The sequence below is a fragment of the Pseudomonas antarctica genome, assembly GCF_001647715.1.
Classification (GTDB): domain Bacteria; phylum Pseudomonadota; class Gammaproteobacteria; order Pseudomonadales; family Pseudomonadaceae; genus Aquipseudomonas; species Aquipseudomonas antarctica_A.
The window spans coordinates 4,919,573-4,932,767 of the sequence record NZ_CP015600.1 but is presented as its reverse complement, the minus strand read 5'-3'; the positions used below and the strand labels follow the sequence as shown (position 1 = coordinate 4,932,767).

Here is a 13,195-nt window from a genome sequence, read left to right as displayed (position 1 = left end):
GCCCGGCCACTTTTGGAATCTTTTGCTTTACAGTCAATCAATACGTCATCAATAACGCGGCGGAGGTTGGATGGATAGCGTGGATCTGAATGTCCTGCGCAGCGTGCTCCAATGGCGCCGCGCCGGGCAGCGAGTAGTGTTGTACAGCGTGGTCCAGACCTGGGGCAGTGCGCCGCGCCCACCGGGGGCGATGTTGGCCTTGCGCGGCGATGGTGTGGTAATCGGGTCGGTGTCCGGCGGCTGCATCGAGGATGACTTGATCGCGCGGTTGCAGGATGGCCGATTGGTGGATGACGGCCCGCCGGTACAGTTGGTGACCTACGGCGTTACCCGCGATGAGGCGGCGCGTTTTGGCCTGCCTTGTGGCGGTACGTTGCGCCTGACGGAAGAGCGCGTGGACGACTGGCGTTGGGTCGCTGAGCTGCTGGAGCGTTGCGAGGCGCATGAAGTCGTCGCCCGAGAGCTGGACCTGGTCACCGGCATGGTGAGCTTGAGTGCTGCGAGCAAGACAGATGCGGTGACCTTCGATGGCGAACGCTTACGCGCCATTTACGGCCCACGCTGGCGCTTGTTGTTGATCGGTGCGGGGCAGCTGTCGCGTTATGTGGCGGAAATGGCGCGGTTGCTGGATTTCGAAGTGTTGATCTGCGACCCGCGCGAAGAGTTCGTCCACGGGTGGGAAGAGCAACATGGCCGTTTTGTGCCAGGCATGCCCGATGAGGCGGTGCTGAATATCCAGACCGACGAGCGCACGGCCATCGTCTGCCTGACCCACGATCCGCGGTTGGACGACATGGCGTTGCTGACGGCGTTGAATTCCAGTGCGTTCTATATCGGCGCGCTCGGTTCGCGGCTTAATAGCCAAAAGCGCCGCGAGTACCTGGCTGCGCTGGGCTTGTCGCCGGAGGCGATCGCACGATTGCATGGGCCGATCGGTTTGCATATCGGCAGCCACACGCCGTCGGAGATTGCGTTGTCGTTGATGGCGGAAATTGTCGCGATCAAGAATGGCGTGGCGCCAGTGCAAAAAAAGCCACTGCCAATGGCGGTTGAATGACGGTCACAGCGATTGTGCTGGCGGCCGGGCAGGGGAGTCGTTTTCGGGCTGAGGCGGGCGCGGATCAGGATAAATTGCTGGCTGATTGCTTGGGGCGCGATGGCGTGACACGGCCGGTGATCGAACAGGTGCTGGTGAATTTGCCTGAGCGCGTGGTAAAGCGCTGGGTCGTGACCTCGCCGGATCGCCTGGAAGTGATTCGCCTAGCGCGGGCCCATGGCTGCGACGTGTTGCTGCTGCACTCGGCCGGCATGGGTGACAGTCTCGCGGCAGCCGTTACGGCCAGCGGTTCAGCGGAGGGTTGGCTCGTGGTGCTGGGGGATATGCCATTTATTCAATCCTCGAGTATTGAGCGGGTGATTGACGCGCTGGAGGAGGGTGGTATCAGCGTGCTCGTACATGCGGGTGAATATGGGCATCCGGTGGCGTTTGATCGTGCGTTTGGGCCGGGCTTGATGGCACTGGTCGGTGACCGTGGCGCCAAGCCGTTATTGGCCGGCGCGAAGGTTGTGGAGGTTCAGGTGCATGACCGTGGCGTGCTTTGGGATGTGGATCTGCCGCACAGGTTGAGTTTCAGCGCGGACTAAACGCGGGGGCGGGCTGCTCGCGAATGCGCAGTGCCAGTCAATGAGTCTGGTGACTGATCCAGCGCTTTCGCGAGCAAGCCCGCTCCCACAGGGGGATCTCCACAAGACTCACGTTAATCGCCCATAAAAAAGCCCCGCCTGATCACTCAGGCGGGGCTTTTTAGTGGCGGATGGAATCAGACGAAGGGTTTAGGTTCGTGCTCTTCTTCCAAGGCCTTGTGCTCAACCACAGCTTCAACGACCGGGGCTGGCGCCTCGACCACTTCGGCAGCAGCCGGTGCGGCAGCGGCTGCAGCAGCGGCTGCTTCAGCTTCCTTGCGACGACGACGCACTTCACGTGGGTCGTTCGGCGCGCGGCCGTTATCGGTCAGGGCGCTGGCAGGAGCGGCTTCAACCACCGGAGCGGCGACCTCGGCAACCACTGGTTCAACCACTGGCGCTTCAACCACTGGCGCAGGCACCACGACCGGGGCAGCTTCAACCACGTCGGCAACCGGGGCCGGTGCCTCTTCTGCCACTGGGGCAGGGGTTGGCGCTTCAACCGGTGCGGCTGGCTCGGCAGTCCACTGGAACGCGGTCTGTTCTTCGCGAACTTCACGCACTGCCGGGGCTGCTTCTTCGACAACCGGTGCTTCAACGGCGGCTTCAACCACTGGCTGAGCTTCAACCACCGGTGCAGGCTCAACAGCAGCCACTTCCACTTCTGGTTGGGCTTCGCGAACCGGCGCAACTTCCACTTCCGGAACCGCTGGGGCTTCGATCGGGGTGATTGCTTCGACGACAGGGGTTTCAACTGCCGGGGCTTCAGCGACTGGCGCTTCTACAGCTGCTGTCTCTTCGACGGCAGCAGTAGCGCGTTCAGCTTGCTCGTAGGCCTGGGCTTCAGCCGGTGCGCTGATGACGGTGCTGGCAACGGCAGCCGTCACAGCCAGGCCGGCAGCCAGTTCGGCGCCGGTCGGTTCTGCGGTTGCGGCTTCAGTGTGCTCGCCGGTCTCTTCCGAGCCTTCGATCACATTGCCATTGGCATCACGCTGACGCTCACGACGGTTGCTGCGACGACGCTGGCCACGGGAGCGGCGGCGTGGACGATCGCCTTCGGCGTTGTCCTGGCCATCTTCCTGCAACTGCTCTTCGCCGGTCAGCACTTCTTCATCTTCTTCGCTGGCGGCAGCGGCTTGCTCGGCGCGTGGTTGACGCTCTTCACGCGGTGGGCGCGGCTGGCGCTCTTCACGTGGGGCGCGTTCTTCACGCGGCTGGCGAGCCGGACGTTCTTCGCTGGCAGCTTCGGCAGCAACGGCCGGAGCGGCGTCCAGCGGCTCGCGCAGTTCACGCACACGTTCTTCGCGCTCGCCACGTGGCTTGCGATCTTCACGCGGTGCGCGCGGAGTACGTGGTGCGCGCTCTTCACGCGGTGCACGTTCTTCACGGGCTACGGTTGGGGTTTCTTCACGGGCTTCGCGAGGTGCACGCTCTTCACGTGGCGCGCGTTCTTCACGCGGTGCACGTTCTTCGCGAGGCTTGCGCTCTTCGTCACGGCGACCGTTGCGGTTACGGCTTTGCTGGCGACCGTTGCGACGTTCTTCGTTACGGGCCGGACGCTCGGCGGCTGGTTTTTCAACCACAACCGGAGCCACAGGCTCTTCTTTGGTGGCGAACAGGCTCACCAGCGACTTCACCAGGCCTTTGAACAGGCTTGGCTCAGGCATGGCGGCAGGGGCGGCAACCGGTGCAGCCACTTCGGTCGGAACCGGTGCATTGGCGCGCGCTGGTGCAGTCTTCACGGCAGCTTCCTGGCGAACCAGTGTGCGGGTTGCGGCGGCCGGCTGGACTTCTTCAACTTCCGCAGCGGCAGCAGCGATTTCGTAGCTGGACTGGCCGCTGTGAGCTTCCGGGCTGTCATCGCGCAGGCGCTGCACTTCGAAGTGCGGCGTTTCGAGGTGATCGTTCGGCAGGATGACGATACGGGCACGGGTGCGCAGTTCAATCTTGGTGATCGAGTTGCGTTTTTCGTTGAGCAGGAAGGCTGCAACCGGGATCGGCACTTGTGCGCGGACTTCGGCGGTGCGGTCTTTCAGGGCTTCTTCTTCGATCAGGCGCAGGATCGCCAGGGACAGCGATTCAACGTCACGGATGATGCCGGTGCCGTTGCAACGCGGGCAGACGATGCCGCTGCTTTCACCCAGGGATGGGCGCAGGCGCTGACGGGACATTTCCAGCAGGCCGAAGCGCGAGATACGGCCAACTTGTACGCGGGCGCGGTCAGCTTCCAGGCATTCGCGGACTTTCTCTTCCACGGCGCGCTGGTTCTTGGCCGGGGTCATGTCGATGAAGTCGATCACGATCAGGCCGCCGATATCACGCAGGCGCAGCTGGCGGGCGATTTCTTCAGCCGCTTCCAGGTTGGTCTGCAGGGCGGTTTCTTCGATGTCGCTACCTTTGGTAGCGCGCGCCGAGTTGATGTCGATGGACACCAGGGCTTCGGTCGGGTCGATAACAATGGAGCCGCCGGAAGGCAGTTCGACGACGCGCTGGAAGGCGGTCTCGATCTGGCTTTCGATCTGAAAACGGTTGAACAGCGGAACGCTGTCTTCGTACAGCTTGATCTTGCTGGCGTACTGCGGCATCACCTGGCGGATAAAGGTCAGGGCTTCGTCCTGGGCTTCAACGCTGTCGATCAGCACTTCGCCGATGTCCTGGCGCAGGTAATCGCGGATGGCGCGGATGATCACGTTGCTTTCCTGATAGATCAGGAATGGCGCGGAACGATCCAGGGACGCTTCTTTGATAGCGGTCCACAGTTGCAGCAGGTAGTCGAGGTCCCACTGCATTTCTTCGCTGCTGCGGCCAAGGCCGGCAGTGCGAACGATCAAGCCCATGTCGGCCGGTGCAACCAGGCCGTTCAGCGCTTCACGCAACTCGTTGCGCTCTTCGCCTTCGATGCGACGGGAAATGCCGCCGGCACGTGGGTTGTTCGGCATCAGGACCAGGTAACGGCCAGCCAGGCTGATGAACGTGGTCAGGGCTGCGCCCTTGTTGCCACGTTCTTCTTTTTCGACCTGAACGATGACTTCCTGGCCTTCGCTCAGGACGTCCTTGATGTTCACGCGGCCTTCAGGGGCTTTCTTGAAGTATTCGCGGGAGATTTCTTTGAGGGGCAGGAAGCCGTGGCGCTCGGAGCCGAAATCGACAAAGGCAGCCTCAAGGCTTGGTTCGATGCGAGTAATACGGCCTTTATAGATGTTGGCCTTCTTTTGCTCGCGTGCACCGGATTCGATGTCCAGGTCGTAGAGGCGTTGGCCATCTACCAGTGCAACACGCAACTCTTCGGGTTGAGTTGCGTTAATCAGCATTCTTTTCATGTTGTACCGTCGGTTTCCGGGCTGCCGGAAACGGCGTTCGGCACACACGACTTCTCACGGTCGGTGTCAGGTGCGTCAAGAGTGGTTGGCCACTCCAGTGTCCAGCAATACCCGCCAATGTGGGCCGGTATCGCGACGGACGCGTCCTGCTTGTTAGCGGTGGTGACAAAGGCACCACTTCAACAAAAGCTAAGGTCAGGAGGAGGAATCAACCGGCGACTGTGGACGAGATGAAGCGTCTAAATATAAGCCTAGTGCTACACGGTCCGACGGTTGTGCATCTCCACCCTACACGTATCCCTGATAATTCGGGTGCTGCCGCGCGCAGAATCCGCAGCGGGTTGGCATTTACCGTGTTCTCCAATGGGGAGTCCACGCTCATGGCTAAACAAGACTAGGTGTGGGCGATTGCGCTCTCACTCAGCTCTTAACAGGCGTTGTTTCCGAAGTATTCGCCATGGTCTGGCTCAAGACTGACTGCACTTTGTGAACTGGCCGTAAATATCGGCGCAGAACGCGAGTATTCACTCTGCTTTCTGCACTCGCTTCAGGCCTCATGTCACCTGCGCTTGTTACAATCTTGAGCCTTCCAAGGTGGCGAAAGCCCCGTAGGACGGCCTCGCGTCCTGATGAATTGCGATGGTCAGGGCCGGCAATTTGCCGCAAGTCCTCTGTCCAGGCCGCTTTTGGCGGCGTTCGCGACTATAGCAGCAATGATTAAGTGCTTCAATTCCATAAAAAATTGTTATCATCGCCGCCATGACGACTACCGCCCCCCAGACCCCCAGCGTCCAGCTGCTTGAGGTCTCGCCGGAATATGCCGGCCAACGCATTGACAACTTTCTCCTGGCCAGGCTCAAAGGCGTGCCCAAGACCTTGATCTACCGCATCTTGCGTAAAGGCGAAGTGCGCGTGAACAAGGGTCGGATCAAGCCCGAGTACAAGCTGCAGGCGGGCGATATCGTCCGTGTGCCGCCCGTGCGCGTGCCTGAGCGCGACGAGCCGGTGCCACTGGCCCAAGGCCTGTTGCAGCGCCTTGAAGCCTCGATTGTCTTCGAAGACAACAAACTGATCGTGATCAACAAGCCCTGCGGCATTGCGGTTCACGGTGGCAGCGGCCTGACGTTCGGCGTGATCGAGGCCTTTCGTCAGTTGCGTCCGGATGCCAAGGAGCTGGAACTGGTTCATCGCCTTGACCGTGACACGTCGGGCCTGTTGATGATCGCCAAAAAACGCAGCATGTTGCGCCATCTGCACACCGCCCTGCGTGGCGATGGTGTGGACAAACGCTACATGGCGTTGGTACGGGGCAATTGGGCCAGTTCCATCAAGAGCGTCCGCGCGCCGTTGCAGAAGAGCAACCTGCGCTCCGGCGAGCGTATGGTCGAAGTGGACGAGGAGGGCAAAGAAGCCCTGACCCTGTTCAAGGTGCTGCGCCGCTTCGGCGACTTCGCCACCTTGGTCGAGGCCAAGCCGGTGACCGGTCGTACCCACCAGATTCGCGTGCATACGCTGCACGCAGGTCACTGCATTGCGGGCGACACCAAGTACGGCGACGAGGATTTCTCCAAGGAAATTCGCGACCTGGGCGGCAAGCGCCTGTTCCTGCACGCCTACATGCTGACGGTGCCGTTGCCCGATGGCGGTGAGCTGAAGCTGCAGGCACCGGTCGATGAGATGTGGGCCAAGACCGTGGAGCGTTTGAGTGTCGCACCTTGATTACAAGCTGCTGATCTTCGATTGGGACGGCACCCTGTGTAACTCCATTGGTCGGATTGTTGAAGCGATGCACATGGCCTCGACCCGTTCAGGCTTCGAGTTGTGCAGCGATCTGGCCGTCAAGGGCATTATCGGCCTGGGGTTACCTGAGGCGATCCGCACGTTGTACCCGCAAATCGGCGACGAAGAGCTGGTAGCGTTTCGCCAGCACTACGCTGATCACTACATCGCGCTGGAAGCTGAGCCTTCGCCGTTGTTTGAAGGCGTGCGGCAATCCCTGGAGGCGTTCCGCGCCGAGGGGTATCACCTCGCAGTCGCCACCGGCAAGGCCCGTCGCGGTCTGGACCGGGTGCTGCAGGCCCATGGCTTTGAAGATTATTTCGACATCACCCGTGCGGCGGATGAAACCGCCAGCAAACCCCATCCTCTGATGCTGGAGCAGATCCTGGCTCATTGCGGCGTCGCGCCGCGCCAGGCATTGATGGTGGGCGATGCTTCCTTCGACCTGATGATGGCTCGCAATGCCGGCATGGACAGCGTGGCGGTCAGCTATGGTGCCCAGGCGGCCGATGCCTTGCAGCAATATGAGCCCAGGCTGACGATTGATCATTTTTCTGAACTGCAGGCCTGGCTCAGCCGGGCCCAATAAGTCTTTGCTGGGGTTAATGGCATGAGTGACGAGTGGAAAGCGCCCGAAAAGGCCGAGAGCGGTGATGACAAAAGCTGGAAGCTGCTGGAGAAGACGCTTCTGGCCAGCGTCCAGGAGCAGCGCCGTTCCAGGCGTTGGGGGATTTTCTTCAAGCTGCTGACCTTTGTTTACCTGCTTGCCATGCTGGCGCTGTTCAGTCCGCTGATGGACATCGAGAAAGGCGCCACCCGTGGCAGCAACTACACCGCTTTGATCGAAGTTCGCGGGGTGATTGCCGACAAGGAGTCCGCCAGCGCCGACAATATCGTCAGCAGCCTGCGTGCTGCGTTTGAAGACCCCAAGGTCAAAGGCGTGATCCTGCGCATCAACAGTCCGGGCGGCAGCCCTGTGCAGTCGGGTTATGTGTATGACGAGATTCGGCGTCTGCGCGCATTGCATCCGGACATCAAGCTGTACGCAGTGATTTCCGACCTGGGCGCCTCGGGCGCCTATTACATCGCCAGCGCCGCTGACCAGATCTATGCCGACAAGGCCAGTTTGGTCGGCTCTATCGGTGTAACGGCGGCCGGTTACGGGTTTGTCGGCACCATGGAGAAGTTGGGTGTGGAGCGTCGCACCTACACCTCGGGTGAGCACAAGTCATTCCTGGACCCGTTCCAGCCGCAAAAAGCCGACGAGACCCAGTTCTGGCAGGGCGTGCTCGACACGACCCACCGTCAGTTCATTGCGAGCGTGAAGCAAGGGCGTGGGGATCGTCTGAAAGATAAAGACCATCCGGAGCTGTTCTCCGGGTTGGTGTGGTCGGGCGAGCAGGCGTTGCCGCTGGGTTTGATCGATGGCCTGGGCAGTGCCAGTTCGGTGGCGCGGGATGTAATTGGCGAGAAAGAGCTGGTGGATTTCACTGTTCAGGAGTCGCCGTTTGACCGCTTCTCCAAGAAGCTCGGCGCCAGCGTGGCAGAGAAACTGGCTTTGTACATGGGCTTTCAAGGCCCGACGCTGCGCTGAGATCTCAAGGTCTGTGTCGATAAATGTGGGAGGGGGCTTGCTCCCGATAGCAGTGGATCAGCCAGCTTATCTGTAACTGACCCGCCGCAATCGGGAGCAAGCCCCCTCCCACATTTGGTTTTGCGCTGGTTTTAAGGGATTTGCACGCCTTCAGCCAGCAGCATGTCCACCAGTCGAATCAGTGGCAGGCCGACGAGGCTGGTGGCATCCGCCCCTTCGGTGCTTTGAAACAGGCTCACACCCAGTCCTTCAGCCTTGAAGCTACCGGCGCAGTCGTAGGGCTGCTCAATGCGCAAGTAGCGCTCGATGCGCTGGGCGTCCAGTACACGCATGTGCACGGTAAATGCCACGCAGTCCACCTGGCAGTGCCCGGTCTCGCTGTTAAGCAGTGCAAGGCCCGTCAGGAAGCTCACACGCTTGCCGCTGGCGGCAAGCAGTTGCTCACGGGCGTTCTCGAAAGTATGCGGCTTGCCGATGATCCTGCCTTCCAGTGCGGCGACCTGATCGGAGCCAATAATCAAATGTCCGGGATGGCGGTCGGCGAGGGCGCGGGCTTTCTCTTCGGCCAGGCGCTTGACCAGCTCAATCGCGGACTCATTTGCACGATGGCTTTCGTCGATATCCGGCGAGCTGCAAATGAACGGCAGGTGCAGGCGGCTCAGCAATTCCCGGCGATAAACCGAGCTGGATGCGAGTAATAAAGGCAGCATTAGCGTCTCCTCAAGGCAGTCAGGGATTCTAGCGGGGCGACCAGCTGACGCACAGGGCTGAATTTCCTTTGACATGGCTGGGTGCATCCCTATAATGCTGCGCCTATGTTGAATGACCCGATTCCACCTCACGTTGACCCGCGCAAATTGGCAGATCGTGGCACTTCCCTTCAAGGTGAATTGCTGCTGGCCGATTTGGAGAGACTCTGCGACCCGCTTTCCGACACTGTCGGTACGGTGCAGGCCAAATTTGTTTTTGAACGAGATGAACGTAAATCTGTGGTAATCCACAGCTTTATCGACACCGAAGTCAAAATGGTTTGCCAGCGTTGTCTTGAGCTGGTCACCCTGCCGATCCACAGCGAATGCAGTTATGCCGTGGTGAAGGAGGGTGCGAATACCCAGTCGTTGCCGAAAGGTTATGACGTGCTGGAACTGGGCGAAGATCCTTTGGATCTGCATGCACTGATCGAGGAGGAGCTTTTGCTCGCCTTGCCCATTGTGCCTGCTCATCATCCGGAAGAATGCCAGCAGCCGGAGGGTCTCGATGACGAGGCCGAACCGAGCGAGGACGAGGTAACGCGGTCCAACCCGTTCAGTGTATTGGCGCAGTTAAAGCGTGACCCAAACGTTTAGGAGTTAATCAATTATGGCTGTTCAGCAGAACAAAAAATCCCGTTCCGCCCGTGACATGCGTCGTTCGCACGATGCCCTGACGGCGAGCACTCTGTCTGTAGAAAAAACCACCGGTGAAATTCACCTGCGTCACCACGTATCGCCAGAAGGCGTATACCGTGGTCGTAAAGTGATCGACAAGGGCGCTGACGAGTAATCACTTGTCTGCTCAAGTCATCGCGATTGACGCAATGGGCGGGGACTTCGGTCCCCGCAGCATTGTTCAGGCTTGCATCGCCAGCCTGTCTGCAACGCCCTCGCTGCACCTGACCCTCGTCGGTCAACCCTCCCTCCTTGAAGAATTGATTGCCAGCCATCCGGCGGTGGATCGCGCGCGCCTGACTGTTACAGCGGCCAGCGAAACCATCAGCATGGATGAAAAGCCGGCGGTCGCCCTTCGCGGCAAGCCTGATTCTTCAATGCGGGTGGCGCTTGAGTTGTTGCGTGATGGCAAGGTGCAAGCCTGTGTCAGTGCCGGCAACACCGGAGCGTTGATGGCATTGTCGCGGCATGTGCTCAAGACGCTGCCCGGTATCGATCGGCCAGCGATGGTCGCGGCGATTCCCACGCAGAAAGGCTATTGCCAGTTGCTCGACCTGGGTGCAAACGTCGATTGCAGCGCCGAGCACCTGTTCCAGTTCGCTGTGATGGGCTCGGTGGCCGCAGAGGCGCTGGGTGTGGCTCGTCCGCGTGTGGCCCTGCTGAATATCGGCACCGAAGACATCAAGGGCAACCAACAGGTCAAGCTCGCTGCCAGCCTGTTACAAGGGGCTCGGGGCTTGAATTACATCGGTTTCGTCGAAGGTGACGGTTTGTACCGGGGCGAGGCGGATGTGGTGGTGTGTGACGGGTTTGTCGGCAATATCCTGCTCAAGTCCAGCGAGGGCCTGGCGACAATGATCGCCACGCGTATCGAGGCCTTGTTCAAGCAGAGCCTGGCGTCACGTTTGGTAGGCGCCCTGGCGCTGCCGTTGATGCGCCGCTTGCAGGCTGATCTCGCGCCGGCGCGGCACAACGGTGCAAGCTTTCTCGGGCTGCAGGGCATTGTGGTGAAAAGCCACGGCTCGGCCGGTGTGCAGGGCTTTCAGAGTGCGATTGCGCGAGCGCTGATCGAGATTCAGGAAAACCTGCCGCAACGCTTGCGCGGCCGTCTTGAGGATCTGTTGCCTTAGGCGAATTGGCCTGGGAGTGCTTAAATGTGACCGGCCAGTTCAATAGACCATCCAACTTGTCAGTTTCGTGCGCTCCGACCGAAGGGGCGCGCATTTTTGACGACCAGATCATTAGGGGCTTGTTACATGTCTACATCCCTCGCATTCGTCTTTCCAGGGCAGGGTTCGCAGTCCCTCGGCATGTTGGCCGAGCTGGGCGCGCAACATCCGCTGATCCTGGAAACCTTCAAGGAAGCTTCCGATGCCCTGGGTTACGACCTGTGGGCACTGACCCAGCAGGGGCCGGAAGAGCAACTCAATCAAACCGATAAAACCCAGCCGGCCATCCTGACCGCTTCGATCGCCCTGTGGCGCTTGTGGCTGGCGGAAGGCGGCGCGCGCCCGGCTTACGTGGCCGGTCACAGCCTGGGCGAATACAGCGCTCTGGTGGCTGCGGGCAGCCTGACCCTCGCTGAAGCGGTCAAGCTGGTCGAGCGTCGTGGTCAGTTGATGCAAGAAGCCGTTCCGGCCGGGCAGGGCGGCATGGCCGCTATCCTGGGTCTGGACGATGCCGTTGTGATCGAGGCCTGCAGCGAGGCGGCCCAGGGCGAAGTAGTCAGCGCAGTGAACTTCAACTCCCCTGGCCAGGTGGTGATCGCTGGCGCCAAGGCGGCTGTTGAGCGTGCCATCGAAGGCTGCAAGGCCCGTGGCGCCAAGCGCGCCTTGCCATTGCCGGTGAGCGTGCCGTCCCACTGTGAGCTGATGCGCCCGGCCGCCGAGCGTTTTGCCGAGTCCATCGCCGCCATCAATTGGCAGGCGCCGCAGATCCCGCTGGTGCAGAACGTCAGCGCGGCCGTGGCCGTCGACCTCGACACCCTCAAGCGCGACCTGCTGGAGCAGCTCTACAAGCCAGTGCGTTGGGTCGAGTCGGTCCAGACCCTGGCTGCCAACGGCGCCACCGAGCTGGTTGAGTGTGGCCCGGGCAAGGTCCTGGCCGGCCTGAACAAGCGCTGCGCCGACGGCGTATCCACCGCCAACCTCAATACACCTGACGCCTTCGCTGCCGCTCGCGCGGCGCTGGCCTGAACCCTGAAATTAGGAGAAGCCTGCATGAGTCTGCAAGGTAAAGTTGCACTGGTTACCGGCGCCAGCCGTGGTATTGGCCAGGCGATTGCCCTCGAACTGGGCCGTCAGGGCGCTGTTGTGATCGGCACCGCTACTTCCGCTTCGGGTGCCGAGCGTATCGCCGCCACCTTGAAGGAAAACGGCGTGCAGGGCACCGGCCTGGAGCTGAACGTGACCAGTGATGAGTCGGTTGCTGCTGTATTGGCCCAGATCACTGCACAATTTGGCGCGCCGGCTATTCTGGTAAACAACGCTGGTATCACCCGCGACAACCTGATGATGCGTATGAAAGACGACGAGTGGTACGACGTGGTCGATACCAACTTGAACAGTCTGTTTCGCCTGTCCAAGGGGGTTTTGCGCGGCATGACCAAGGCGCGTTGGGGCCGAATTATCAATATTGGCTCTGTAGTGGGTGCCATGGGCAACGCAGGCCAAGTAAACTACGCAGCCGCCAAAGCCGGTCTGGAAGGTTTCAGTCGTGCATTGGCACGTGAAGTCGGTTCGCGGTCGATTACGGTCAACTCGGTAGCCCCAGGGTTCATCGACACCGATATGACCCGTGAACTGCCGGAAGCACAGCGTGAAGCTTTGCTGACACAGATTCCGCTGGGCCGTCTGGGCCAGGCTCAAGAGATCGCGAATGTGGTCACTTTCCTGGCATCCGACGGTGCGGCATACGTGACTGGGGCTACAATCCCGGTGAACGGCGGGATGTACATGAGTTAAATTGTGACGGATCGCTTCAAAAAAATGTCATACGAGCTGTCTAAAATCCGTTATAAAGCTGCAACTTAATTTATAGGCAGGTGGTCTGCCGGGTACAAGGGTGAAGCTTTCAGTTGAAAAGCTGAAAAGGCTTTCTATACACTTACCCACTGGCCAGCTGCCTGAATTTGTCCATTAGGAGTTAAACAAGGTATGAGCACCATCGAAGAGCGCGTCAAGAAAATCGTCGCCGAGCAACTGGGCGTTAAAGAAGAAGAAGTGACCAACACTGCTTCCTTCGTAGAAGACCTGGGTGCCGATTCCCTTGACACCGTTGAGCTGGTGATGGCTCTGGAAGAGGAATTCGAGACCGAAATCCCGGACGAAGAAGCTGAAAAAATCACTACCGTTCAAGCTGCTATCGACTACGTTACTGCCCACCAGGCGTAA

Annotated in this window: 13 protein-coding genes; 11 read left to right on the top strand and 2 right to left on the bottom strand. The window is 60.2% G+C overall.

Going from position 1 to position 13,195, the window contains the following annotated elements:
• The first annotated feature begins 70 nt into the window (after positions 1-70).
• A complete protein-coding gene (locus A7J50_RS22360; RefSeq protein WP_064453763.1) occupies positions 71-1,057 on the top strand; it encodes an XdhC family protein in 987 nt (328 codons plus the stop codon).
• Positions 1,054-1,644, top strand: a complete 591-nt coding sequence (locus A7J50_RS22355; protein WP_064453762.1) for a nucleotidyltransferase family protein — start codon at positions 1,054-1,056, stop codon at positions 1,642-1,644. Before A7J50_RS22360 ends, A7J50_RS22355 begins: the two co-directional genes overlap by 4 nt.
• 176 nt (positions 1,645-1,820) lie before the next feature.
• Here A7J50_RS22355 and rne read toward each other — a convergent pair whose 3' ends face one another.
• Complete coding sequence (rne, locus tag A7J50_RS22350) at positions 1,821-4,994, bottom strand: ribonuclease E (protein ID WP_082895942.1); 3,174 nt, start codon at positions 4,992-4,994, stop codon at positions 1,821-1,823.
• A gap of 768 nt (positions 4,995-5,762) precedes the next feature.
• Between rne and rluC the strand changes: the two genes are divergently transcribed.
• Genes rluC through A7J50_RS22335 form a run of 3 tightly spaced genes read left to right on the top strand, consistent with a single transcriptional unit; the run spans position 5,763 to position 8,376 of the window.
• Entirely contained in the window at positions 5,763-6,722 is a 960-nt protein-coding gene (rluC, locus tag A7J50_RS22345) for a 23S rRNA pseudouridine(955/2504/2580) synthase RluC (RefSeq protein WP_032886795.1), read from the top strand.
• A complete protein-coding gene (locus tag A7J50_RS22340; protein ID WP_064453760.1) occupies positions 6,709-7,371 on the top strand; it encodes an HAD-IA family hydrolase in 663 nt (220 codons plus the stop codon). The genes rluC and A7J50_RS22340 overlap by 14 nt, the downstream gene beginning before the upstream one ends.
• A gap of 21 nt (positions 7,372-7,392) precedes the next feature.
• Positions 7,393-8,376, top strand: a complete 984-nt coding sequence (locus A7J50_RS22335) for a S49 family peptidase (protein WP_064453759.1) — start codon at positions 7,393-7,395, stop codon at positions 8,374-8,376.
• A gap of 131 nt (positions 8,377-8,507) precedes the next feature.
• Here the strand turns inward: A7J50_RS22335 and A7J50_RS22330 are convergent, their stop codons facing one another.
• Entirely contained in the window at positions 8,508-9,086 is a 579-nt protein-coding gene (locus A7J50_RS22330) for a Maf family protein (protein WP_064453758.1), read from the bottom strand.
• 105 nt (positions 9,087-9,191) lie between these two features.
• On the opposite strand from A7J50_RS22330, the gene A7J50_RS22325 reads away from it, so the two are divergent.
• The 6 genes from A7J50_RS22325 (at position 9,192) to acpP (ending at position 13,195) form a co-directional block, all read left to right on the top strand.
• Complete coding sequence (locus A7J50_RS22325; protein ID WP_032886799.1) at positions 9,192-9,722, top strand: YceD family protein; 531 nt, start codon at positions 9,192-9,194, stop codon at positions 9,720-9,722.
• Positions 9,723-9,735: 13 nt separating this feature from the next.
• Entirely contained in the window at positions 9,736-9,918 is a 183-nt protein-coding gene (gene rpmF, locus A7J50_RS22320) for a 50S ribosomal protein L32 (RefSeq protein ID WP_008152339.1), read from the top strand.
• A 4-nt stretch (positions 9,919-9,922) separates the two neighbouring features.
• Positions 9,923-10,933 (top strand): phosphate acyltransferase PlsX, encoded by a 1,011-nt coding sequence (gene plsX / locus A7J50_RS22315; protein ID WP_082895941.1) that lies wholly within the window; start codon positions 9,923-9,925, stop codon positions 10,931-10,933.
• Positions 10,934-11,059: 126 nt separating this feature from the next.
• Positions 11,060-11,998, top strand: a complete 939-nt coding sequence (fabD, locus tag A7J50_RS22310) for an ACP S-malonyltransferase (RefSeq protein WP_064453756.1) — start codon at positions 11,060-11,062, stop codon at positions 11,996-11,998.
• A gap of 24 nt (positions 11,999-12,022) precedes the next feature.
• Positions 12,023-12,766 (top strand): 3-oxoacyl-ACP reductase FabG, encoded by a 744-nt coding sequence (gene fabG, locus A7J50_RS22305; RefSeq protein WP_010566560.1) that lies wholly within the window; start codon positions 12,023-12,025, stop codon positions 12,764-12,766.
• A 192-nt stretch (positions 12,767-12,958) separates the two neighbouring features.
• A complete protein-coding gene (gene acpP, locus A7J50_RS22300; protein WP_010566559.1) occupies positions 12,959-13,195 on the top strand; it encodes an acyl carrier protein in 237 nt (78 codons plus the stop codon).

Excerpts from the sequence above, each read along its gene's own strand:
- A7J50_RS22360 (WP_064453763.1), top strand. The coding sequence starts at position 71 with ATGGATAGCGTGGATCTGAATGTCCTGCGCAGCGTGCTCCAATGGCGC.
- A7J50_RS22355 (WP_064453762.1), top strand. The coding sequence starts at position 1,054 with ATGACGGTCACAGCGATTGTGCTGGCGGCCGGGCAGGGGAGTCGTTTT.
- rne (WP_082895942.1), bottom strand. The coding sequence starts at position 4,994 with ATGCTGATTAACGCAACTCAACCCGAAGAGTTGCGTGTTGCACTGGTA.
- rluC (WP_032886795.1), top strand. The coding sequence starts at position 5,763 with ATGACGACTACCGCCCCCCAGACCCCCAGCGTCCAGCTGCTTGAGGTC.
- A7J50_RS22335 (WP_064453759.1), top strand. The coding sequence starts at position 7,393 with ATGAGTGACGAGTGGAAAGCGCCCGAAAAGGCCGAGAGCGGTGATGAC.
- A7J50_RS22330 (WP_064453758.1), bottom strand. The coding sequence starts at position 9,086 with ATGCTGCCTTTATTACTCGCATCCAGCTCGGTTTATCGCCGGGAATTG.
- A7J50_RS22325 (WP_032886799.1), top strand. The coding sequence starts at position 9,192 with ATGTTGAATGACCCGATTCCACCTCACGTTGACCCGCGCAAATTGGCA.
- rpmF (WP_008152339.1), top strand. The coding sequence starts at position 9,736 with ATGGCTGTTCAGCAGAACAAAAAATCCCGTTCCGCCCGTGACATGCGT.
- fabD (WP_064453756.1), top strand. The coding sequence starts at position 11,060 with ATGTCTACATCCCTCGCATTCGTCTTTCCAGGGCAGGGTTCGCAGTCC.
- fabG (WP_010566560.1), top strand. The coding sequence starts at position 12,023 with ATGAGTCTGCAAGGTAAAGTTGCACTGGTTACCGGCGCCAGCCGTGGT.
- acpP (WP_010566559.1), top strand. The coding sequence starts at position 12,959 with ATGAGCACCATCGAAGAGCGCGTCAAGAAAATCGTCGCCGAGCAACTG.